The following is a 20,771-nucleotide window of genomic DNA, read 5'->3' on the forward strand; positions in this document are numbered from 1 at the left end:
CCCGTAGCCGCCGGCTTTGCAAGACACGGCTCGAATGGCGGGATCAGGTCAGGTCAGGTCAGCTCAGGCCCGGCCCGCCTCGCCCGACAGTAGCGACACATCCACCCCGGCGATGGCATAGCCGCGTTTCCAGCGTTCGGCCGGGGGGGTTTCCCACAGAAGGTCGATGGTGGCGGGCGTGGTGAACCAGCCGTTGTGCGCCAGTTCCTCTTCCAGCTGCCCCTCGCCCCAGCCGGCATAGCCCAGCGCCGCCATCCAGCGGCGCGGCCCCCGGCCACGGGCGATGGCTTCCAGAACGTCGCGCGTGCCGGTCAGCGCCCAGCGGCCCGATACATGGCGGGTATCCTGGCCGGCCCAGTCCGGCGTGTGAAGGACGAAGCCGCGTTGCGGCTCCACCGGGCCGCCCATCATCACCGGAATCTCGGGCGTGTCGCCGGGGTCGATCTCCAGCTGGCGCATCAGTTCGGGAACGCTGATGTCGTCCATCGGCAGGTGAAGGCAAAGGCCCAGCGCGCCGGCCGGATCATGCGCGCACATGGCAACGACGCTGCGCTCGAAACGCGGGTCGCCGATGCCGGGCATGGCCAGCAGGAACTGGCCGGAAAGATAGGGAATGCTCTGCACGCCCTTTAATCTAGGCGCTTCGGCCTCACATGAACAGTGCTGGACGCGAAGGTCCGCCGGGTTATACCCCGAAGCCAGAACCGAACACCGGAGAAGGAGGATCACATGACGATCAAGGTTGGAGATCAGGTTCCGCACGCAGTCCTGATGAAGATGACGCAGGACGGCCCCGCCCCCGTCGATACGAACGACCTCTTCAGGGGCCGCACCGTCGCCCTGTTCGCCGTGCCCGGCGCCTTCACGCCCACCTGCTCGGCCAAGCACCTGCCCGGCTTCATCGAGAAGGCCGGGGAATTCGCCGGCAAGGGCGTGGACGAAATCGTCTGCCTCTCGGTCAATGACGCGTTCGTGATGGGCGCCTGGGGCAAGTCCTCAGGGGCAGAGGACAAGATCAGCATGCTGGCCGACGGCAATGGCGATTTCTCGAAAGCGCTCGGCCTCACCATGGACGGCTCGAAGTTCGGCATGGGCACCCGCTCGCAGCGTTTCTCGATGCTGGTGAAGGACGGCAAGGTCGCCGAACTCAATGTCGAGGAACCGGGTGCGTTCAAGGTCTCTTCCGCCGAGCATCTGCTGGCCCAGCTGTAAGGACGGAGCCATGGATTTCGAATATTTCGACGGCGCGCAGCGCTGTCTCGGCGTGCTGGAACTGCCCGACGAATCGAAGTTTCCCGGCCCGCGCCCGGGCGTCGTGGCCGTGCATGAGGCCTGGGGCCTAGGCGCGCAGGTGCAGCGCCGTGCGAAGATGCTGGCCGAACTCGGCTATGTGGCGCTCGCCGCCGACATCTTCGGCGACCGCTACATCCCCGCCGACCCGCCGGCCGGCATGGCGAAGATCGGCGAGTTCCTCGACGACCGGCCGACCCTGCGCCGGCGCGCGGCGGCTGCCGTTTCGGCGCTGAAGGCCCACCCGCGCTGCAACGGCAAGGTCGCGGCCATCGGCTACTGCTTCGGCGGATCGACGGTGCTGGAACTGGCGCGCTCCGGAAACCCGGACGTGCTTGGCGTGGTCAGCTTCCACGGCGCGCTGGAAACGCCGATGCCGGCTGAAAAGGGCAAGGTCACGGCCCGCATCCTGGTCTGCCACGGCGCCGAGGACCCGCTGGCTCCGCACGACAAGCTGAACGCCTTCCTGTCGGAAATGGCGGATGCCGTGGCCGACTGCCAGACCATCGCCTACACCGGCGCCATGCACAGCTTCACCAACCCGGAAGCCAATGGCGCGATCATGCCCGGCATCATCTATCATGAACGCACCGACCGCCGTTCATGGGTGGCGATGCAGACGCATCTGGCCGAGGTGTTCGGCTGAAGCCGGCCCGAAGAGGAACTGAAACGCGAAAGGCCGGGGTCTCCCCCGGCCTTTCCTTTTGGGGCTGATGCCCCTTTCAGTCCCTGCGCGCCTCAGTCGCGCAGCAGGTCGTTGATGCTCGTCTTGGAACGGGTCTGGGCGTCCACCCGCTTCACGATGACAGCGCAGGCCAGCGACGGCCCCGGCGTGCCATCGGGCAGCGGCTTGCCCGGCAGGCTGCCCGGCACCACCACGGAATAGGCCGGCACCTCGCCGATGAAGACCTCGCCGGTCGCCCGGTCGATGATCTTGGTGCTGGCGCCAAGGAACACGCCCATCGACAACACCGCGCCTTCGCGCACGATCACGCCTTCGGCCACTTCCGAGCGCGCGCCGATGAAGGCGCCATCCTCGATCACCACCGGCCCGGCCTGCAGCGGCTCCAGCACGCCGCCGATGCCCGCCCCGCCCGAAATATGCACATTGGCGCCGATCTGGGCGCAGCTGCCCACGGTCGCCCAGGTATCCACCATGGTGCCGGAGCCGACATGGGCGCCGATGTTCACGAAACTGGGCATCAGCACGACGCCGGGGGCGATGTAGCTGCCGCGCCGGGCGACGGCGCCCGGAACCATGCGGAAACCGGCCTCGGCAAAGCGCTCTGCCGTCCAGCCTGCCGTCTTCTGGGGCACCTTGTCCCATGCCGGGGCGCAGGCGCCCTCGACAAGGCCGTTGGGCGTCAGCCGGAAGCTGAGCAGCACGGCCTTCTTCAGCCACTGGTTCACCGTCCAGCGGCCATCGGCGGCCCGCTCGGCCACGCGCACGGCGCCGGCGTCGAGCGCCGCAATCACTGCCTCCACGGCGTCAGCCGTCTCGCGGTCATCCGCTGTCAGGGTGTCGCGCCGGTCCCAGGCGGCTTCGATCGCGGCTTCAAGGCCGCGCCATTCGGTCGTCATGCAGTCAGTTCCTCCAGCCAGTCAGTAAGGTCGGCAAGTTCATGGTCGATGAAATCGGGCGAATGCCCATGGTCTCCGCGTTCGGATCCGTTGTTCACCCAGGCCGTCTTCATGCCCAGCGCATGGGCCGGCTTCAGATTATGGGCCATGTCGTCCACGAAGAGCGCTCGGGCCGGGTCGATCCCGTGGGCGGCGACCACACCGGCATAGGCGCGCGGATCGGGCTTGGGGTGGTAGGCCATGGCGTGAATGTCGTGGATCGCCTCGAACCGGTCGAGGATGCCGATGGCGGCCAGCACCTTTTCGGCATAGGCGAGGTCGCCGTTGGTGAAGACGATGCGCCGGCCCGGCAGGCTGTCGAGCGCCGATGCAAGCCGCGCATCCGGATCGAGGACGGACATGTCGATGTCGTGCACGTCGGCGAGGAAATGGTGCGGATCGACGCCATGGCTCAGCATCAGGCCCCGCAGCGTCGTTCCATGCTCGTGGAAATAGCGTTTCTGGACAAGGCGCGCTTCTTCACGGCCAAGGCCCAGCAGCCGTGCGACATAGGCTTCCATCCGCCGGTCGATCTGGGCGAAGAGATTGGCCCGCGCCGGGTAGAGGGTGTTGTCCATGTCGAACAGCCAGGCATCGACGCTTGCAAGAAGCGGCGCGGACTGCTTGGCAGGGGGACGAGGATGTTCCATGCGCCGCCCATAGACGAGGTTTCCCGAATGTGGCCAGTTAGCTTTGCACCGATCCGGCTTCCGGCCTCGCTTAGGGCCGCAGCTGGCCGGGCCGCCGGGCGTGCCGCGCTGCTGGCGGCGGGCCTTGCGCTTGCGGCCTGCGGCGGCGCGGGCGGCAGTGGCCCGGTGGCGCCCTCGGCCGTGCGGCCGCCCCCTGCCCCGCCCGCACCGGCGCCGGCGCCTGATTATGATACGGCCGAATACCGCCGCTCGACCGCCGCGGTTGCCGCCAATGTCCTCCCGGCATGGTCGGCCGGGGCAAGCGGCGCGGGTGTCGTCATGGGCTTCGTGGACAGCGGAATCGACGCGACGAGCGCGGAATTCGCCGGGCGCATCCTGCCCGCCAGCCGCGATGTCTCGGGCCTGGGGCGCGGCATCCTGGATGAAACGGGCCATGGCACGGCGGTGGCTGGCGTGGCGGCGGCGGCCCGCAACGCCTCCGGCCCTGTCGGAATCGCGCCGGAAGCCTCGCTGGCGGTAATGCGGGCCGACAATGGCGATTGCACGGACGGCTGCCGCTACAATGACAGCGCGATCGCCGCCGGGCTGGACGCCGCCGTCGCCGCCGGGGCGCGGGTCATCAACCTGTCGCTCGGCGGCACCAGCGGCTCTCCCGTGCTGCGCAACGCCTTTGCCAGGGTCACGGCATCCGATGTCGTGCTCGTCGTGTCAGCGGGCAATGATTCCAGCCCCGAAGTCGATCCGCTCGCCACCGCCGCCCTTGCGGCTGGCGGCAGGGGCGCGGTCCTTGTGGCAGGCTCGGTCAACAGCGACGGCAGCATCGCCGATTTCAGCAATCGCGCAGGCGCTGCCGCCACGAACTATATCGCAGCACTGGGCACAGCCGTCCGCAGCTTCGATCATCTGGGCACGGCCTATCTTTATTCCGGCACATCCTTTTCGGCGCCGGCCGTCAGCGCCGGCATAGCGCTTCTCGCCCAGCTTTTCCCCGATCTCGGCGCGAGCCAGCTCGTCTCCATCCTGCTCGATTCAGCCGATGACGCCGGCGCGCCGGGCACGGACGCGGTCCATGGCCGTGGCCTCCTCAACATCGGCCGCGCCATAGCGCCCGCCGGGCAGGCGATGCTGGCCGGCACGGCGGTTCAGGTTCCGCTGGGAGCGGGCGGGGCGCTTGGCAGCGCCTTCGGCACCGGGCTTGCCGGCGGCCGCGGCCTTGGCACTGTCGACATCACCGACCGCTACGGCCGCCAGTATCGCGTGGCGCTCGGCATGGGGCTGCGCCCGGCCACACGGGCGCGGCTTTCCGCCCAGCTGGAACGCCCGGCCATGGAATCAGCGTCCCTGGCGGCAAGCCTGGGCGGTCTTTCCGCCAGCATGGATCTGCGCGCGGCGCACAGGGCGACCGGCCTTGCCGCTGCGGGCTTTGCCCCGGACGATGTGGCGCACCTGGGCCTTGCCCAGCGTGGCCTCGATGCCCGGGCCGGGCTGCGCACGCCCCTGAGCGAAGCGCGGCTTCGCATCGCCCATGGCGGGATGACGATTTCGGCGGCCAGCGGCCAGCTTTCCGGCGCCCTGCTGCCCGGAAGCGCAGCTGGCGGATTCGTCACGCCCGATGCCTATGCAGCCGACGACGGTGCGGCGCGGGCGGGCAGCCGCGCGGTCGCCGCCGAAAGCCGGCATGGCGCCTTCACCCTTGCCTTTTCGGCCAGCGCTGCCCGGCTGATGCTGCCGCTTTCCCCCGGCCTTTCCCGCATCGCGCACCAGAGCCGTATGGCTATCGGTGCCCGCTATGCCGAAGGCCCGGTGGCGATGGGCCTGATGCTCGCGGACACGAACGACGATGGCGCATTCATGGGCACGCGCCTCGCCCCGGAATATGGCCTGAAGGGCGGACGCAGCCAGCAAATCGGCGTCGCGGCCGATATCGCGTTGTCGGGCCTGACGCTGCGGCTGGCGGCCACGCGCGGCTGGCACCGGCCCGACCTGTCAGCCGGCGGCCTGCTCGTCGCCGACGGCAGGCTCATTTCACAGGCCTGGTCCGCCATGGCCGAAACGCCGCTGGCGGGCGGGCTTGTCTCGCTTCGGGCATCGGGGCCGCTGGTGGTGGAATCGGGCCGGTTCCGCCTGGCGAACGGCGCCGGGGTGACAGCCGCCGCCGATGGCCGCGAACAGGCGTTCGAACTGGGCTGGGAACGCCATGGTCTCAGGCTCGCGGCCTATCACCGCGCCGATGCCGGCCATGTGGCGGGCCTGTCAGACAGCGGCGGCGCCATCACGCTGAGCCGCCGATTCTGACAACACCATCGGCCGGGACGGGGCCGGCGCGGAAGAGGGCCATCCATCCCCGTTATCCACAGGCAAGGCCCCTTCCATGGCGGGCGGATAAGGCGCAATAGGGTCGGCCCATGGCAACGCTTCCTTCCAGCACCATCAACCTCGCGCTTGTGCCCGGCGGCCAGGAACCCGCGCGCCTGCCGTTCAACCTCGAAGCGGAAAAGGCCCTGCTGGGCGCCCTGCTGCTGGAAAACCGGCTGCTCGAGGAAATCATCCTGCAACTGCGGGAAGAGCATTTCCATGAGCCGCTGCATGGGCGCATCTTCGGCCAGATCAAGCGGCTGGCCGATCTCAACATGGTGGCGAACCCGGTCACGCTGCGCCCCCTGTTCGAAACGGACACGGCGCTCACCGAGCTGGGCGGCCCCGCCTATCTCCTGCACCTGACCGAAGACCCCTCGGCCATGATCGCGGCCAGGGATTGCGCGCGCCAGATCTATGATCTCGCGCTGCTGCGCGCGCTGGTGCGGGTGGGCGCCGATCTCGTTCAGGCAGCAACCGACACGTCGGGCGAAGTCGCGCCGCAGAAACAGATCGAGGCGGCCGAGGAAGCGCTCTACCAGGTCGCCGAAACGGGCGACACCGCAAGCGGCGCCCAGGATTTCGCCGGCGCCGCCGCCAAGGCCGTGGCCATGGCCGCCAACGCCATGAAATCGGGCGGCCATCTTTCGGGCCTCACGACCGGGCTTGAAGGCATCAACAGCAAGATCGGCGGCCTTCACAATTCCGACCTTCTGATCCTTGCCGGGCGCCCGGCCATGGGCAAGACGGCGCTTGCCACCAACATCGCCTTTTCCACCGCCTATCAGTTCAAGAAGGACCAGCGCGACGGCATCCAGCCATCGACCGGCGCGCCTGTTGCCTTCTTCAGCCTGGAAATGTCGGCCGACCAGCTGGCCAACCGCATTCTTTCCGAACAGGCGCGCATCAGCTCGGAAAATCTGCGCATGGGCCGCATCAACCAGTCCGAGTTCAACGAACTCGCCCGTGCCGCGCAGGATCTGCACGACCTTCCGCTCTACATCGACGATACGCCGGCCCTGTCGATCGCGGCCTTGCGGGCGCGCGCGCGCCGGCTGAAGCGGCAGAAGAAGATCGGCCTCATCGTGGTCGACTATCTTCAGCTTCTGCAGGGAACGGGGCGCAGCGTATCCGATGGCCGGGTGGCCGAAATCAGCGAAATCACGCGCGGCCTGAAAACGCTGGCGAAGGAACTGGACCTGCCCGTCATCGCCCTCTCGCAGCTGTCGCGGCAGGTCGAAAACCGGGATGACAAGCGCCCGCAGCTTTCCGACCTGCGGGAATCCGGCTCGATCGAACAGGATGCCGACATCGTTCTCTTCGTGTTCCGCGAGGAATATTATCACGAATCGAAGAAGCCCGAGGACGGCAGCGAGAAGTTCCAGGCCTGGCTTGAAAAGGCCGACCGCCTGCGCGGCCGCGCCGAAGTGATCGTGGCAAAGCAGCGCCATGGCGCAACCGGCACGGTGCCCCTTGTCTTCGAGCGTGAATTCACCCGCTTCGCCGACCCTGCCGATGGCGCCTGGACAGGCGGCGACTGGGGCGAATGACAGGCCGCCGGATGAAGCCCGGCCTGCAACCGCCGCGACTGTGGGGTAAAAGCGCGCATGGCCGCGCGAAGCGGGCTGGCGCGCACCGCTTCCGGCGCTAAGGATCGCCCCCATGGACTTCACTTCCGACAATGCGGCAGGCGTTCACCCTGCCCTGATGCACGCCCTGGCAGCAGCCCAGGACGCCGAACCGCAAGGCTATGATTCCGACCGCTGGTCTTCCCGGCTGGATGGCGCCTTTTCCGACCTGTTCGGCACAGCCTGCCGTGTTTTCCCGGTTCCGTCCGGCACAGCAGCCAACGCCCTTTCCATCGCGGCCCTCGTTCCGCCCTATGGCGGGCTGTGGTGCCATGCCGAAGCCCATGTGGAAGTGGATGAAGCGGGCGCCATTCCCTTCTTCACCGGCGGGGCCAGCCTGATGCTGGTTCCGGGCGCGAACGGCAAGCTGACACCGGCAGGGCTGGACGAGGCCGCCGCCCGCCGCCGTGGCGACGTGCACCAGGTGCAGCCGGCAGCCCTCAGCCTGACGCAGGCAACCGAATCGGGCACCGTCTACACGGCCGCAGAAGTCGCCGCCCTCGGCCACTGGGCGAAGGGGCGCGGGCTTGCCGTTCACATGGACGGCGCGCGCTTTGCCAATGCCGTGGCCAGCCTCGGATGCCACCCGGCCGACATCAGCTGGCGCGCCGGCGTCGACATCCTGTCCTTCGGCTGCATCAAGAATGGCGGCATGTCGGCAGAAGCCATCATCGTCTTCGATGACCGGCTGGCATCGAGCCTGCCGGTCAGGCGCAAAAGGGCCGGCATGATGCCCTCCAAGGGGCGTTTCGCCGCCGCCCAGCTTCTTGCCATGATCGAAGGCGGGCTGTGGCTGGAAAATGCCCGCGCCGCCAATGCCGGGGCCGCACGGCTTGCCCGCGTGGCGGCAGGGCGGCTCATCCACCCCGTTGAGGCCAACAGCCTGTTCCTGCGCCTCGACGCCGCCGAACGCGAAGCCCTGCGGGCCGAGGGCTTCAGCTTCTACGACTGGGAGCTGGAAGGCCCGGACGCCATCCGCCTCGTCGTCCGCTGGGACCAGAGCGAACAGGCGCTGGCGCGGCTGGAATCGGCGCTGGGCCGGCTTTCATGACCCCCCGCGCCCTGCTGCAGTTTGCCATCGTCGTCCTCATCTGGGGAACGACCTGGATCGTCATCAAGGACCAGCTCGGTGTCGTGAACCCCAGCTGGTCCGTCACCTACCGCTTCACGGCGGGCGGGCTGGCGCTGCTGGGCTGGTGCCTCCTGCGCGGGCTGCCGCTGGCGGTTCCGCGCGCAAGCTGGGGCTTCGTGGCGCTGCTGGGGCTGTTCCAGTTCGTGCTCAATTTCAACTTCGTCTACCGCGCCGAAGAGCATATCCCCTCAGGCATACCGGCCGTCGCCTTCGCGCTTCTGATGGTGCCGAATGCGATCCTTGCCTGGCTGTTCCTCGGCCGGGGCGTCAGCGGCCGTTTCCTGATCGGGGCCATGCTGGGGATCGCGGGTGTCGGCCTGCTCTTTGCCCAGCAACTCGGCCCGGCGGGCGGCCGTGACGCCACGCTTCTGGGCCTTGGCCTCACCATTGCGGGCGTGCTGTGCGCCTCCATCGCCAATGTCATGCAGGCAAGCCCCGCATCCCTGCGCTTTCCGCCGCTGGCGGGCCTTGGCTGGGCAATGCTGACAGGCGCCCTGATCAACGCGCTGGTGGCGCTTGGCCTTTCCGGCCCGCCTCAATGGGACGCGCGACCGGAATATCTTGCCGGCATCCTCTATCTCGGGCTTTTCGCCAGCGCGCTGGCCTTCGGCATCTATTTCGATCTCATCCGCTCGGTAGGCCCGGCCGAGGCGGCCTGGACTGGCGTTCCCATCCCCATCCTCGCCATGGCCATATCGACCTTTGCCGAAGGCTATCGCTGGGACTGGCTGTCGGCGGCAGGGGCGGCATTAGCGCTGGCGGGGCTGGTGGTGGCCCTGATGCCCGGCGGCGGGCGCAAGGCAAACACAAAGCCGGTTCAAACTGCCGAAAGCCCGGTCCTGCGACAATGAGGCGTGACCAAGCCCCTGCCCTCGTCTGATTCGGCGGCGCGACGTCGCCGCGGGCTGTTGCTTGGCCTCGTGCTCGGCGCGCATGCCGGGGCAATCCTGCTGCTCCTGCGTCCCGTGGCGCTTCCGGTTCCCGTTATCGAAGCGGTGATGCTGGTGGTGGATATGCCGGCCCCGCAACCCGGCGAAGACCCGGCGCGCGCCGACATGGCCGGCCTGCCCGACCCGGAAGGCGAGGCCAGCCCGGAAGCGCCCCGCATGGAGCCCGTGCCGGTGTCGGTGCCGGAACCGGACATCCGGATCGAACCGCCAGAGCCCGCCACCCTGCCGCCCGTGCCGGCACAGGGGCAGGACAGGGCCGCAGGCGCAGCCACGGCCGATGCGAGGGGGAGCGGCGGCGGCGGCGTCGGAAAGGGCGCCGGCAGCGGTGCTTCGGGGGCCGGAACAGGCGGCGGTGGCGCTGGCATCAGCCGCGCGCGCTGGCTGTCCGGCAGCATCGAGCGGCGCGATTATCCGCGCAGCGCCAGCCAGGCAGGCCGCGGCGGCACCGTGATCGCCCATTTCGATGTCACGGCCGAAGGGCGCGTCAGAAACTGCCGGGTCGTGCAATCCAGTGGCGACCCTGCCCTCGATGCGACCACCTGCCGGCTGATCGAAGAGCGCTTCCGCTACACGCCCGCACGCAATGCAGCCGGCGAGGCCGTTCCCGACATCGCCGGCTGGAAGCAGGATTGGTGGCTGGCGCCGCGGCGCTGAGCCCTTATTTGCCGGTGAAGCGTGCCGGCCGCTTTTCGAGGAAGGCCATCACGCCCTCGGCGAAATCGGGGCTGCGACCAGCAAGAAGCTGGTGGCGGCGCTCAACCATCAGGCCTTCGGTCAGCGACTTGTCCATGCACTCGCGGATGCCGTGGCGGATGAGGGTGAGGGCGCGCGTCGGGCCGGCGGCCAGCTTCTTGGCCACCTTCATCGTCTCGTCCATCAGGGCTGCATCATCGACCACGCGGGTGACCATGCCCCATTCCAGCGCCTGCTCGGCAGGCACGCGCTCGCCCAGCATCATCATGGCCGTTGCGCGGGCGCGGCCGATCATGCGCGGCAGCATCCAGGTGGAGCCGACATCGGGCACGAGACCGATGTTGACGAAGGCCTGGAGGAAATAGGAGGATTTCGCGGCGATGATGATGTCACCGGCCAGTGCGAACGAGCAGCCGGCGCCGGCCGCAGGGCCATTCACGGCCGTCACGAACGGCACAGGCAGGGCGAACAGTCGCTCGAGCAGCACGTTGAAATGGGTTTCCAGCACCTTGCCCGCATCGATCGGGCCTGCGGCAGTCTCGCTGCCGCCGGCGGTGCCCGGCGCGAGATCCGCGCCCGAGGAAAAGCCGCGCCCGGCGCCCGTGAGCACGAGGCAGCGCGCATCCGACAGGCCGTCACGGATACGGTCGACGGCCTCGATCATCTCCTGGATGACGTCGGTGTTGAGCGAGTTCAGGCGCTCCGGCCTGTTGATGGTCAGGGTGGCGACGCCATCCGATTCCGACCAGGTGATGTTATTGTAGGTCATTCCAGCTCTCCCAGATTGCCGAATGATCTAGCCGCAGCCGGGGCAGCGGTCGTGCTCGGCATATGGGGAGGGTAAGACAGGGGAGGCCAGCCGGCGATGGCAGGCGGGGGCTGCTCAGCCCCGCGCCGAAAACATCAGGAAGGCCGGGATCTCGCCATCGGCGAAGCCCGGGCCGCTTGCGGCTTCGTCACCGTCGCGCCGGTCACGGCCGCCACGGCGCATGTCGCGGCCAGCATTGCCCGCGGTGTCATGGGCCGGACCTTGGCTGCCATCGCGCCTGCCTTCGGCACGGCCGCCGCGGCGTGGCGCACGTGCCTGCTCATGCCCCTCGCGGCTGCGTTCCGTTCTTGTGTCCGGCCTGCTTTCCGGCCGGGCTTCCCGTCTCGACTCCTGTGGCGCTTCCTGTGAGGATTCTGGCCGGGCCTCGGGGCGCGCCGCTACGTCGACACGGGCTTCCGGTCTGGTGGCTTCGGATTTGCGGGGGCGCTCTTCCTTGCGCCTGGATGCCTTGGCGGCCCCTGACTTCCGGCCCTCGGCGGCTTCCGCAGCCGGCTGCTCGGCGGAGCCTGCCTCGAAGGCCAGCGGCGCGCGACGGGGGATGGTCTGGCCCGTCAGCTTTTCGATGTTGGCGATCGATTCGATGTCGTCCGCCGTCACCAGCGAAATGGCGACGCCCTTCTGGCCGGCGCGACCGGTGCGGCCGATGCGGTGGACATAATCGTCCGGGTGCCAGGGAATATCGAAATTGAAGACGTGGCTGACGCCCTTGATGTCGAGCCCGCGGGCTGCAACATCGGATGCGACCAGAAGGTTGATTTCATCGGCCTTGAAGCGATCGAGCTCGCGGATGCGGTCGGCCTGCTCCATGTCTCCGTGGATCTGCCCCACCCGCAGGCGCGCGCGCTTCAGGGCGGCGGCAAGATCCCGCACCGTCGTCTTGCGGTTGCAGAAAATGATGCCGGAACGCACCTCTTCCGACTTCAGCAGATCCTTCAGCAGATCGCGCTTGCCGCGCGCGTCGGCCGGAACGAGAAGCTGGGCGATGTCCTTGTTGGTGGTCGCCGGTCGCGCTACCTCGACCATCTTCGGGTCGCTCATGAACCGGTCCGCCAGCTTCTTGATAGGCGGCGGCATGGTTGCCGAAAACAGCAGCGTCTGGCGCTCGGGGCGAAGCAGGGCGCAGATCTTCTCGACATCGGGGATGAAGCCCATGTCGAGCATGCGGTCCGCCTCGTCGATCACGAGCACGTCCACGCCAGACAGCAGGATCTTGCCGCGCGCATGCTGGTCCATCAGGCGACCGGGCGTGGCGATCAGCACATCGACGCCCTTTTCCAGCGCCCTGTCCTGGTCTCCGAAGGCAACCCCACCGATCAGCAGGGCCATCGAGAGCTTGTGATACTTGCCGTATTTCTCGAAATTCTCGGCTACCTGTGCCGCCAGTTCGCGCGTCGGCTCCAGGATGAGGGAGCGCGGCATGCGCGCACGCGAGCGCCCTTCGGCCAGGATGTCGATCATGGGCAGGACGAAGCTGGCCGTCTTGCCGGTGCCGGTCTGGGCGACGCCGATGAGATCCTTGCCCATCAGAACAGCCGGGATGGCCGCCGCCTGGATGGCGGAGGGCTCGGTGTAACCAGCATCCGCGACCGCTTTCAGAAGCGCGTCGGAGAGGTGAAGATCGGAAAAGGGCAACAGTATTCCTCAAGCCGGCAACCGCGCGCTGATCGCACGGCCCGGAAGCGCGCAATAGCCTGAAGCGGTGCATAAGGAAAGGGGAGCGGTTTCCCGCTCCCCTCCAGTCAGGCGGTATGTCCGCCTGTCCTCCCCATTGTTCCGATCAGAAGCTGAAGCCGACGGCAACGCCGTACCGGCGCGGCTCCAGGGTGAAGATGTTGGTGAAGAGGCCCGACGAGGCATCCGTCACATACTGGCCGCTGATCGAGTCCGAGTCGAAGAGGTTCTGCACGAACGCCTTCACATGGAAGCGGTTGTCAGGTGCGTTCACCTGCAGCTGCAGGTTCACCACCTCGTAGGACGGGATCTTGTCGATCGCCTTGTTGAAGGTGCGGGAATAGGATTCCCCGGTGAAGTGGACATCCCCGCGCAGCACCGCGTTCCAGCCATTCTGGAAATCAGCCGTATACTGGGCGCCCAGGCTCACCTTGAACTGCGGCGCGTTCGGCAGTTCATTGCCCGTCAGGTCGAACGGCACGCCCGAAGGCAGGACCGGGTTGACCGCGGCCGGATCGAACACCACCGGAACATTGGCGGCGGCCGCCGCCCCCGCGAGCTGTTCGCAGAGCGAGAAGGCGCCCGTGGTATTGGTGCCCGGAACCGGAACCGTGCCCTGGAGGCCGGCGCCCGGAACCGCCGCGTTGAAGGCATTGACGAACGCATTGGCGAGCGCCGCATTGCCCGGCACCTGGAAGACGCAGTGCGCCGCGCTGCCCAGATCCTTGATGATGACGGCATCGCTGAGGCCACCGGAAGGATCGCGGGAGTCGACCAGCTGGAGATCGCCCAGCTTCGTCTTCAGGTAGCTGAGGTTCACGTTGAACAGCAGGCTCGGCGTCGGCGCGACGATGAACTCGCCTTCAAGGCCCCAGATTTCGGCGTCGGTGTTGTCGTTGAAGCTGGTGCGGTTGATGATCCGGCTGACCTGAAGATCCTTGTACTTGTAGTAGAAGGCCGACAGGTTCGCCCGGAAGGCGCCACCCAGGAAGGTGTTCTTGGTGCCGATTTCGAAGGCATCGATGAATTCAGACTTGAATTCAGCCGGCGCCGAGAAAAGAGCTTCGTTGAACGGCGGGTTGAGGCCACCCGCCTTGTAGCCCCGCGAGTAGGAGGCATAGACCAGCGTGTCATCCGTGAAGTCGGTGACCGGCTTCCAGTCGATCACGAAACGGCCGGTGATGGCATCGCTCTTGACGACCTTGTTGCGATAACCGGGGAAGCCGGGCAGCACGGTCGCGTCGGGCGTGCCATAGGGCGCGAAGACGTTATAGAGCGGCTGGCGATCGCGGATATATTTGCGGTCGTTGGAATAGCGCAGGCCGGCCGTGAACTTCAGCGAATCCGAAGCCTCGAAATAGGCCTCGCCGAAGAGGCCATAGGCATCGAGCGTGAAGAGGTTTGTTTCGGAGTTGAAGAAGGGCGATGCATAGGCAAGGTTCGGGTCACCCGTGAATGCAGGGCCGATGACCAGGGCGGCATAGTCCAGACCGGACGAGTTCACCCAGTAGTTGACGTTCCGTGCTTCCGTGTTGAGGTAGATACCGCCAATCAGGAAGTTGAAGGGGCCATCGAACTTGGTGTCGATATGGGCTTCAGCCGACCAGGTGGTCACATCCGCGCTGCTCTGGTCATAGTTGGTCAGGCGGACATCGCAGCGCTCGACCTCGTCGTTGATGAAGCCGACATAGTTGAGATTGGCTTCGGAAACGCAGATCTGGTTACCGCTGAACAGGCGAGCGGCGCCCGGCGCGAACAGCGGCGAGTTGAGCACGTTGTAGACGCCGGTGCCCGGGCTGAAATCCAGCGGATTCTGGGCGCCGAGGAAGTAATCCACGCGGGAATCGACGCTGCTGTTCATCCAGCCGCCGGTGACGTTGAGGACCGCCGGGCCAAAATCATGCTCGATCTTGAGCTGTGCCTGCGTCTCGAACGACTTGTAGGTCGGCTCGAACGAGGTGTTGATGGTGCGCAGGTCGCGCGGAACAGTCTGGCCGGCGAAGCCGTCCGGGCCATAGATGTCGGTCAGGCCGAAGGGCGCGAGCGCGCCGCCGGAAATCGACCCCAGGAACTGCTTCGACGGAAACACCGAGCCGAGGGCATTGTTGGCATTGGTGTAGTCATAGCCAAGCCGGTCCGGCTGGCAGCCGAGGATGCCGGTCGGGTCGCGATGGCAGAGCTGCTTCTGGATCCGCGAGCGGTTGCTGTCCTCCTGATAGTGGTAGCCGATCAGGTCGATGGTGGTGTCCGGGCCGGGCTGCAGGCGCAGCGTGCCGCGGATCGACCACTGGTCGCGACCGTCGACATTGTTTCCGGTGAAGAGGTTCTTCGTATAGCCGTCGCGCTTCAGATAGGTGCCGGCGATGCGGATGCCGGCGAAATCGGCAAGCGGCACGTTGACCATGCCCTCGAGGCGCCAGCTGTCGTAATTGCCATATTCGACCGTGCCCTTGGCCTTGATTGCGGTCAGGTCAGGCCGGGCGGTGATGAGGTTGACCGCACCCGAGGTGGCGTTGCGGCCGAAAAGCGTGCCTTGCGGGCCGCGCAGAACCTCGATCCGCTCCATGTCGAAGAATTCGCTCTCGAACAGGCGGGTGCTGGAGAGCGGCACATCGTTCACATGGATGCCCGTCGCCGTATCGCACGAGGTGCCGACGCAGAGGTCGCCGATACCGCGGATGGTGAAGGAGGCCGCCGTGAAGTTGCCCTTGGTGAAAGTGACGTTCGGCAGCGAAAGCTGCAGGTCGGACGAGTTGTTGATCTGCTGCGTCTCGAGCGTTTCCGCCGAGAAGGCCGTGATCGCGATCGGCACGTCCTGAAGGCTCTGCGCCTGGCGCTGGGCGGTGACGACGATGTCGGCCACGCCCGAAGATGCGGTCTGTGCCCAAGCGCTTGCCGAGGCAAGGCTTGCGACGGAAACCGCGGAGATCAGCGCGGCACGCGCCGCCAACCTGGTTGATGTCATTCTGTCATTCCTCCCCATCCTGTGACGAGGCCACCACTCCCTGGGCGGCCCCCGGATCTGGTCTGGGAAGGTGGTACGGAAGCCGATTCCGGCATGACCGCATGAAAGCGGCTCTTTTTATCCCCGCCGGTCCTCCCCAGGCCGACCATTGCATTCAATCAGTCCACCAAGGGCTTGTCCAGCGCGATAGGGCCTTTCCGACCCTCTCGGAAATGATGAGGGGAAACGTGGTTTTCTTGCAACTGTGCCGCGCCGCGCGCGTGGGCCGGCCACCGGGCCAGGCCGTCCTTCCCGCTTCAGCGCCGCCGCTTTTCCACCTTGTGCAGCGGGGCGATACGGCTGACGCGGCAACTGCCGCCGGCGCGGCCGATGATATGGTCCTGGCCGGCGCAGAACTGCCCTGCCGTGCCCGGCTTGTAGTAGAAGCCGCCATAATAGCTGAGCTGCGGGCACTTGCCCGCAAGCGTCAGACGCCAGCGCTTTCCGCCACGCATCACCACATCGACCGTCTTCTGATCGACAACGACAGCAGCGGCGATGCGTGTCGCGTCGATGCAGGCGGTGCGGCTCGACCGGCCGGGCTTCCACTGCTCCGCCATCTCGGGCTCGGCCGGCCTTGCCTGCACCCGGCCCAGCTGCGCCATGGCCGGAGCCGGCAGAAGCCCGGTGGCCAGGACCAGCAGGACCATGGCGCCGGCGACCAGGCTGCGCCGCCGGGCAGCCGCAGGCGGGCAAAGGGCTGATGGCCCCACGCCCGTCACGCTGAAAGACTGTTGTTGAACCACGACACGGCCCCCGCCTGCGGGGTGCAGCTTGAACAGTCGCTGAACCCCGGCCGGGCGGTCTTACCGATTAGTTGGCGGGTTTCACGAACCTGAGCGTCATGCGGTCGCTTTCGCCGATGGCGGCATAGGCATCGCGGTCGGTGTCGCCCAGCGCCATGGTCGGCGGCAGGGTCCAGACACCCTTGGGGTGATCGGCCTTGTCCTTAGGGTTGGCGTTGATCTCGCTCGATGCGTCCAGCCGGAAGCCGGCGGCTTCGGCCATGCGGATCACGTCGCTCTGCTTCACATAGCCGGATCGCCGGCTTGCCTCGCTGTCGCGGTCTTCGGGCAGGCGATGGTCCACAATGCCCAGGACACCGCCGGGCTTCAGGGCGGTGTGGAAGGCGCGAAGGGCCTCCTCGGCGAAGCCCGCGCCCATCCAGTTGTGCAGGTTGCGGAAGGTGAGCACCATGTCGGCCGAGCCGGGGGCGGCGATGTTGTGCTCGATCCCCTTGCCGAAGCTTGTGACGACAGCCTTGCCGAACATGTCCGGGTTGGCGGCCAGGCGTTCCTTGAAGGCGGCGCGCTGGCGCTGCTGGCCGGCCGGGCCATTGGGGTTGTTGTGGGCGGCGATGTAGAGGCCCTTGTCCTTCAGCACGGGGGCGAGGATGTCGGTGTACCAGCCGCCGCCCGGCGAAATTTCCACCACCGTCATGCCGGGCCTGAGGCCGAAGAAGAGCAGCGTTTCCTTCGGGTGGCGATACTGGTCGCGGGCGCGGCTTGCATCGCTGCGATGGGCGCCGGCGATTGCGCTGTCGATCAGGGCCGCCGTTTCAGCCTTGCTGTCGGATACGCTGGCCTTGTGCGTGCCGTGATGGCGTGCATCCACAGCAAACGGCATGGCGAGCGCGGCGGCGGCGGCCAGCAGCGCGGCAATCTTGAAACGGCCCATCAATATCCCCTCTCTTGTTCCTGCCCGCCCTGAAATCCGGTCATCCGGTCCCTGCCCGGGCCTGAAGGAGATAGGGCCTCGAAAGCCGTGCGCAACCCGCCTAAGAGGCCGCGCATGAGCTTCGAAGCCACTATGGCCGCCTGTTTGGCGATGGCGCTTGTGCTGATCCTGTCCGCCTTCATGAACGCGCGGCGGGGAATCGGCCGCTGGTCGCTGGTGCCGTGGGATTATGCGATGCTGCTGTCGGCCCTGCTGCTGATCGTGAGCCTTGCCCATCTTGCCGGCCTGTGGCGGCAGGGCCTGCCCTGAAGAATGGCCTGAGAAATGGCCTGAAGAAGGCGCCTACTCCAGCGAGAAGTCGATCGTGGTGACGACACGGACCTTCTGATAGGGCGTGTCATTACCCATTCCGTAGTCGCCGTCACGCCCGGTGATGGAAAACAGGCCCTGGGTCGCCCGGCGGATTCCGCCCACATCCGTATCGCTGTCGCGGGCGAACTGGTCGGCCGCCTCGCGCGCACTCTTCGTCGCTTCGGCGATCATCTCGGGCTTCACGTCGTTCAGCCGGGTGAAGCTGTAGGCGACGCCGCCGCCGCCATCACTGTCCAGCGCGACACCGTTGCGGATGATTTCCGCCTGGCTGGCAAAGGCCTTCTGCATGCGCGCGATATCGGTGGTGCGGGCGAGGAAGCGCTGGCGGATGGTGATCTGCATCCGCCCGGCGTTCGAATCGAAATATTGCGAAACCGACGATCCGCGCGGCTGGATCTCGTCTTCCGTGAAACCGGTGCCGGCAAGAAAGCGGCGCACGGCCTCGGCATCCGCATCGGCCTTTGCCTGCACCTGCGCCAGATCGCTGCCATTGGCCTGGGTCGCGATGGTCCAGGTGGCCAGATCGGCCACGACATCGCGTTCCGAAAGGCCGCGCACCGTCACCACCGCCTCGGGCTTTCGAATCTGGCCAAGGCCATAGGCGATGAACAGGCCGGCAAGGGCGATGCCGCCGGCCACCAGTGCCGCCGGAACAGGGCCCGCGCTGTTTCCACTATTGGCCATCCGGCTTTCCTCCCTCTCCATCCCGCCGGTTTCATGCTGCGGGAACACGCCTATCCTGCCGCAGGCTGGCCGCCATGGCCAGCCTTCCGGCACGATCATGCCCCGAGGAGCCAGCATGCCCCGATCAGACTTCCGCTTCGCCTGTCGCAAACGTGTCCGCTATGCGGAAATCGACGCGCAGGCGGTGCTCTTCAACAGCCGTTATCTCGAATATTTCGACATCGGCCTCACCGAATACTGGCGCGCGGCCGGCATGTACGAAAAGACCAGCATGAGCGGCGGCGCGGAATTCCATGTCGCCCGCGCCCTGGTCGAGTTCCGCGCGCCCATCCTGCTGGACGAAGAGGTGGACATCTGCGTGCGCTGCGCCCGGATCGGCAATTCCTCCATGACCTTCCTGTTCGAGCTGCACGGCACCTCGGGCGAGGATCTGCGCGCGACAGGAGAGGAAGTGCAGGTGCATGTGGCCGAAGTGCGCGGCGCGCCCGCCCCCGTTCCGGGCTGGATCGTGGACCTGTTCGAGGCGTATGAAGGGCAGACGCTGAAACAGCCGCGCTGACGCTGGCGCGCTGAAATTGGCACGCTGACGATGACATTGATGACGGGACGGACATCTTGAAATATCTGCACACCATGATCCGGGTTTCCGATCCTGAGGAAACCATCCGCTTCTTCGGCCTGCTCGGGCTGAAGGAACTGCGCCGCTACGACAATGAGGCCGGGCGCTTCACCCTCATCTTCCTGGCCGCGCCGGGGGATGAATCCGCCCAGGTGGAACTGACCTGGAACTGGGATGAAAAAGGCTATTCCGGCGGGCGCAACTTCGGCCATCTCGCCTATGAGGTGGAGGACATCTACGCCGCCTGCCAGCGCCTTGCCGATGGCGGCGTCACCATCAACCGGCCGCCCCGCGACGGCCGCATGGCCTTCGTGAAATCCCCCGACGGCATTTCGGTCGAGCTGCTGCAGAAGGGCGCGGCGCTTTCGCCGGCCGAGCCATGGGCTTCGGCCCCGAACATCGGGAGCTGGTGATGGCGGCCCCCGTCCACCGCGTGCCCGCCCTGTCGGACAATTATGTCTGGCTGTTCGAATATGCCCCCGGCAAGGCCGCCGTGGTGGATCCGGCCGAAGCCGGGCCAGTGCTGGAAGCGGCGCGCACCCTCGGGCTTTCCATTACCCACATCCTGAACACCCACTGGCACCCCGACCATGTCGGCGGAAACCGCGCCATCAAGGAAGCCACGGGCTGCACCATCATCGGCCCCGCGCGGGAGGCGGACCGCATCCCGGGCCTCGACCACGCGGTCGACGAGGGTGACTCGGTGAAACTGGGCGAACACAGTGGCGAAATCCTGTTCGTAGGCGCGCACACGGCAGGCCATATCGCCTATCATTTCCCGACGGCAGACGCCCTCTTCCCGGGCGATACGCTGTTCGCCATGGGCTGCGGCCGTCTGTTCGAAGGCACGCCCGAAAACATGTTCGACGCCATGGCGAAGCTGAAGCGCCTGCCGCGCGACACGCGCGTCTTCTGTGCCCATGAATATACGCTGTCGAACGCCCGCTTCGCCATCACGGTGGAACCGGGCAACCTCGCCCTGCAATCGCGGCTGGCCGCAGTCGACGCCGCGCGCGCACGCAGCGAGCCGACCGTTCCCTTCACACTGGCCGAAGAGCTTGCAACCAACCCCTTCCTCCGTGCGGCCAGCGCCGAGGAACTGGGGGCAAGAAGGAGAGCGAAGGATGCGTTCTGACCTTTTCGCGGCAGGCCTTGCCGCAAGCCTGCTGCTGGGGGCCTGCGCCAGCCGGGAGGAAAGCCACGCAGCGGCCGCCGGCGCTCCCCTCAGCACCCCCGCCAGCGATGCCGCAGCGCTGGTGAAGGCCCTGCCGGCCACGGGCGAGGCCCGGCGCTGCCTGACGACCCGCCAGATCACGCAGATGCGCCCGGTCGATGACCAGACGATCCTGTTCCGCACCGGCGCGAACAGACGGTTCCGCAATGACCTGAAGGCAGGCTGCCCCGGCCTCGCCGCCGACAGGACGCTCAGGTTCCGCACCAGCATCGGCCAGCATTGCGAGATGGACATCTTCGACATCATCGACACTTCGACCGGCATGACCTTCGGTTCGTGCAGCCTTGGGGCCTTCACCCCGGTCGATCTGCCGAAGGGCCTGCGCTTCTAGGCCGGCAGCCCGGCTGGGCCGCCCGGCTGGAC

The 20,771-nt window shown here is 67.0% G+C and carries 21 protein-coding genes; 12 read left to right on the forward strand and 9 right to left on the reverse strand.

Translation table 11 applies throughout. From position 1 onward, the window contains the following. Positions 1–63: 63 nt before the first annotated feature. Positions 64–624 (reverse strand): YqgE/AlgH family protein, encoded by a 561-nt coding sequence (locus tag ACUJ46_RS10120; RefSeq protein WP_445390363.1) that lies wholly within the window; start codon positions 622–624, stop codon positions 64–66. A gap of 105 nt (positions 625–729) precedes the next feature. Between ACUJ46_RS10120 and ACUJ46_RS10125 the strand changes: the two genes are divergently transcribed. Both ACUJ46_RS10125 and ACUJ46_RS10130 read left to right on the forward strand, forming a co-directional pair. After that, positions 730–1,212 (forward strand): peroxiredoxin, encoded by a 483-nt coding sequence (locus ACUJ46_RS10125; protein WP_445390364.1) that lies wholly within the window; start codon positions 730–732, stop codon positions 1,210–1,212. A 10-nt stretch (positions 1,213–1,222) separates the two neighbouring features. Next, on the forward strand, positions 1,223–1,936 hold the full coding sequence (locus ACUJ46_RS10130; RefSeq protein WP_445390365.1) for a dienelactone hydrolase family protein: 714 nt from the start codon (positions 1,223–1,225) through the stop codon (positions 1,934–1,936). A gap of 92 nt (positions 1,937–2,028) precedes the next feature. Here ACUJ46_RS10130 and dapD read toward each other — a convergent pair whose 3' ends face one another. Both dapD and ACUJ46_RS10140 read right to left on the reverse strand, forming a co-directional pair. Then, positions 2,029–2,871 carry a 2,3,4,5-tetrahydropyridine-2,6-dicarboxylate N-succinyltransferase gene (gene dapD, locus ACUJ46_RS10135; protein ID WP_445390366.1) on the reverse strand — a complete coding sequence of 281 codons (843 nt, stop codon included), beginning with the start codon at positions 2,869–2,871 and terminating at the stop codon, positions 2,029–2,031. Then, a complete protein-coding gene (locus ACUJ46_RS10140) occupies positions 2,868–3,560 on the reverse strand; it encodes a pyrimidine 5'-nucleotidase (RefSeq protein WP_445390367.1) in 693 nt (230 codons plus the stop codon). Before ACUJ46_RS10140 ends, dapD begins: the two co-directional genes overlap by 4 nt. A gap of 27 nt (positions 3,561–3,587) precedes the next feature. Between ACUJ46_RS10140 and ACUJ46_RS10145 the strand changes: the two genes are divergently transcribed. The 5 genes from ACUJ46_RS10145 to ACUJ46_RS10165 all read left to right on the forward strand — a co-directional run bounded on the left by ACUJ46_RS10145 (position 3,588) and on the right by ACUJ46_RS10165 (position 10,279). Beyond that, entirely contained in the window at positions 3,588–5,855 is a 2,268-nt protein-coding gene (locus ACUJ46_RS10145; protein ID WP_445390368.1) for a S8 family peptidase, read from the forward strand. 110 nt (positions 5,856–5,965) lie between these two features. Further along, positions 5,966–7,465, forward strand: coding sequence for a replicative DNA helicase (locus ACUJ46_RS10150; RefSeq protein WP_445390369.1), 1,500 nt, complete (start codon positions 5,966–5,968; stop codon positions 7,463–7,465). Between the two features lie 112 nt (positions 7,466–7,577). Continuing rightward, positions 7,578–8,594 (forward strand): threonine aldolase family protein, encoded by a 1,017-nt coding sequence (locus ACUJ46_RS10155; protein WP_445390370.1) that lies wholly within the window; start codon positions 7,578–7,580, stop codon positions 8,592–8,594. After that, positions 8,591–9,526 (forward strand): DMT family transporter, encoded by a 936-nt coding sequence (locus ACUJ46_RS10160; RefSeq protein ID WP_445390371.1) that lies wholly within the window; start codon positions 8,591–8,593, stop codon positions 9,524–9,526. The genes ACUJ46_RS10155 and ACUJ46_RS10160 overlap by 4 nt, the downstream gene beginning before the upstream one ends. A 3-nt stretch (positions 9,527–9,529) precedes the next feature. After that, positions 9,530–10,279: a TonB family protein gene (locus tag ACUJ46_RS10165; RefSeq protein WP_445390372.1), complete on the forward strand. Its 750-nt coding sequence runs from the start codon at positions 9,530–9,532 to the stop codon at positions 10,277–10,279. A 4-nt stretch (positions 10,280–10,283) separates the two neighbouring features. On the opposite strand, the gene ACUJ46_RS10170 is transcribed toward ACUJ46_RS10165, so the two are convergent. The 5 genes from ACUJ46_RS10170 to ACUJ46_RS10190 form a co-directional block, all read right to left on the reverse strand. Then, the gene (locus tag ACUJ46_RS10170; RefSeq protein WP_445390373.1) at positions 10,284–11,087 is read right to left on the reverse strand and encodes an enoyl-CoA hydratase-related protein; all 804 of its coding nucleotides are present in this window, start codon (positions 11,085–11,087) and stop codon (positions 10,284–10,286) included. A gap of 114 nt (positions 11,088–11,201) precedes the next feature. After that, positions 11,202–12,779: a DEAD/DEAH box helicase gene (locus ACUJ46_RS10175; RefSeq protein ID WP_445390374.1), complete on the reverse strand. Its 1,578-nt coding sequence runs from the start codon at positions 12,777–12,779 to the stop codon at positions 11,202–11,204. 145 nt (positions 12,780–12,924) lie between these two features. Beyond that, the gene (locus tag ACUJ46_RS10180) at positions 12,925–15,783 is read right to left on the reverse strand and encodes a TonB-dependent receptor (RefSeq protein ID WP_445390375.1); all 2,859 of its coding nucleotides are present in this window, start codon (positions 15,781–15,783) and stop codon (positions 12,925–12,927) included. 296 nt (positions 15,784–16,079) lie between these two features. Beyond that, the gene (locus ACUJ46_RS10185; RefSeq protein ID WP_445390376.1) at positions 16,080–16,472 is read right to left on the reverse strand and encodes a DUF6491 family protein; all 393 of its coding nucleotides are present in this window, start codon (positions 16,470–16,472) and stop codon (positions 16,080–16,082) included. Positions 16,473–16,635: 163 nt separating this feature from the next. Continuing rightward, entirely contained in the window at positions 16,636–17,499 is an 864-nt protein-coding gene (locus tag ACUJ46_RS10190) for a class I SAM-dependent methyltransferase (RefSeq protein ID WP_445390377.1), read from the reverse strand. A 114-nt stretch (positions 17,500–17,613) separates the two neighbouring features. Here ACUJ46_RS10190 and ACUJ46_RS10195 point away from each other — a divergent pair, with 114 nt between their 5' ends. Then, positions 17,614–17,808, forward strand: a complete 195-nt coding sequence (locus ACUJ46_RS10195) for a hypothetical protein (protein ID WP_445390378.1) — start codon at positions 17,614–17,616, stop codon at positions 17,806–17,808. Positions 17,809–17,841: 33 nt separating this feature from the next. Here the strand turns inward: ACUJ46_RS10195 and ACUJ46_RS10200 are convergent, their stop codons facing one another. Next, positions 17,842–18,555, reverse strand: coding sequence for an SIMPL domain-containing protein (locus ACUJ46_RS10200; protein WP_445390379.1), 714 nt, complete (start codon positions 18,553–18,555; stop codon positions 17,842–17,844). Positions 18,556–18,670: 115 nt separating this feature from the next. On the opposite strand from ACUJ46_RS10200, the gene ACUJ46_RS10205 reads away from it, so the two are divergent. From ACUJ46_RS10205 to ACUJ46_RS10220, 4 genes are read left to right on the forward strand one after another with little or no spacing between them, the layout of a single operon-like run. Then, on the forward strand, positions 18,671–19,114 hold the full coding sequence (locus ACUJ46_RS10205) for an acyl-CoA thioesterase (RefSeq protein ID WP_445390380.1): 444 nt from the start codon (positions 18,671–18,673) through the stop codon (positions 19,112–19,114). A gap of 56 nt (positions 19,115–19,170) precedes the next feature. Beyond that, positions 19,171–19,587, forward strand: a complete 417-nt coding sequence (locus ACUJ46_RS10210) for a VOC family protein (protein WP_445390381.1) — start codon at positions 19,171–19,173, stop codon at positions 19,585–19,587. Beyond that, a complete protein-coding gene (gloB, locus tag ACUJ46_RS10215) occupies positions 19,554–20,309 on the forward strand; it encodes a hydroxyacylglutathione hydrolase (RefSeq protein ID WP_445390382.1) in 756 nt (251 codons plus the stop codon). The genes ACUJ46_RS10210 and gloB overlap by 34 nt, the downstream gene beginning before the upstream one ends. Beyond that, positions 20,299–20,739 (forward strand): DUF6491 family protein, encoded by a 441-nt coding sequence (locus ACUJ46_RS10220; protein WP_445390383.1) that lies wholly within the window; start codon positions 20,299–20,301, stop codon positions 20,737–20,739. The genes gloB and ACUJ46_RS10220 overlap by 11 nt, the downstream gene beginning before the upstream one ends. The last annotated feature ends 32 nt before the right edge of the window (positions 20,740–20,771 follow it).

The sequence above is a fragment of the Sandaracinobacteroides sp. A072 genome (assembly GCF_052616365.1).

Coding starts and splice junctions, on each gene's coding strand:
- ACUJ46_RS10125 (WP_445390364.1), top strand. CDS start 730: ATGACGATCAAGGTTGGAGATCAGGTTCCGCACGCAGTCCTGATGAAG.
- ACUJ46_RS10130 (WP_445390365.1), top strand. CDS start 1,223: ATGGATTTCGAATATTTCGACGGCGCGCAGCGCTGTCTCGGCGTGCTG.
- dapD (WP_445390366.1), bottom strand. CDS start 2,871: ATGACGACCGAATGGCGCGGCCTTGAAGCCGCGATCGAAGCCGCCTGG.
- ACUJ46_RS10140 (WP_445390367.1), bottom strand. CDS start 3,560: ATGGAACATCCTCGTCCCCCTGCCAAGCAGTCCGCGCCGCTTCTTGCA.
- ACUJ46_RS10145 (WP_445390368.1), top strand. CDS start 3,588: ATGTGGCCAGTTAGCTTTGCACCGATCCGGCTTCCGGCCTCGCTTAGG.
- ACUJ46_RS10150 (WP_445390369.1), top strand. CDS start 5,966: ATGGCAACGCTTCCTTCCAGCACCATCAACCTCGCGCTTGTGCCCGGC.
- ACUJ46_RS10155 (WP_445390370.1), top strand. CDS start 7,578: ATGGACTTCACTTCCGACAATGCGGCAGGCGTTCACCCTGCCCTGATG.
- ACUJ46_RS10160 (WP_445390371.1), top strand. CDS start 8,591: ATGACCCCCCGCGCCCTGCTGCAGTTTGCCATCGTCGTCCTCATCTGG.
- ACUJ46_RS10170 (WP_445390373.1), bottom strand. CDS start 11,087: ATGACCTACAATAACATCACCTGGTCGGAATCGGATGGCGTCGCCACC.
- ACUJ46_RS10180 (WP_445390375.1), bottom strand. CDS start 15,783: ATGACATCAACCAGGTTGGCGGCGCGTGCCGCGCTGATCTCCGCGGTT.
- ACUJ46_RS10185 (WP_445390376.1), bottom strand. CDS start 16,472: ATGGTCCTGCTGGTCCTGGCCACCGGGCTTCTGCCGGCTCCGGCCATG.
- ACUJ46_RS10190 (WP_445390377.1), bottom strand. CDS start 17,499: ATGGGCCGTTTCAAGATTGCCGCGCTGCTGGCCGCCGCCGCCGCGCTC.
- ACUJ46_RS10195 (WP_445390378.1), top strand. CDS start 17,614: ATGAGCTTCGAAGCCACTATGGCCGCCTGTTTGGCGATGGCGCTTGTG.
- ACUJ46_RS10200 (WP_445390379.1), bottom strand. CDS start 18,555: ATGGCCAATAGTGGAAACAGCGCGGGCCCTGTTCCGGCGGCACTGGTG.
- ACUJ46_RS10205 (WP_445390380.1), top strand. CDS start 18,671: ATGCCCCGATCAGACTTCCGCTTCGCCTGTCGCAAACGTGTCCGCTAT.
- gloB (WP_445390382.1), top strand. CDS start 19,554: ATGGGCTTCGGCCCCGAACATCGGGAGCTGGTGATGGCGGCCCCCGTC.
- ACUJ46_RS10220 (WP_445390383.1), top strand. CDS start 20,299: ATGCGTTCTGACCTTTTCGCGGCAGGCCTTGCCGCAAGCCTGCTGCTG.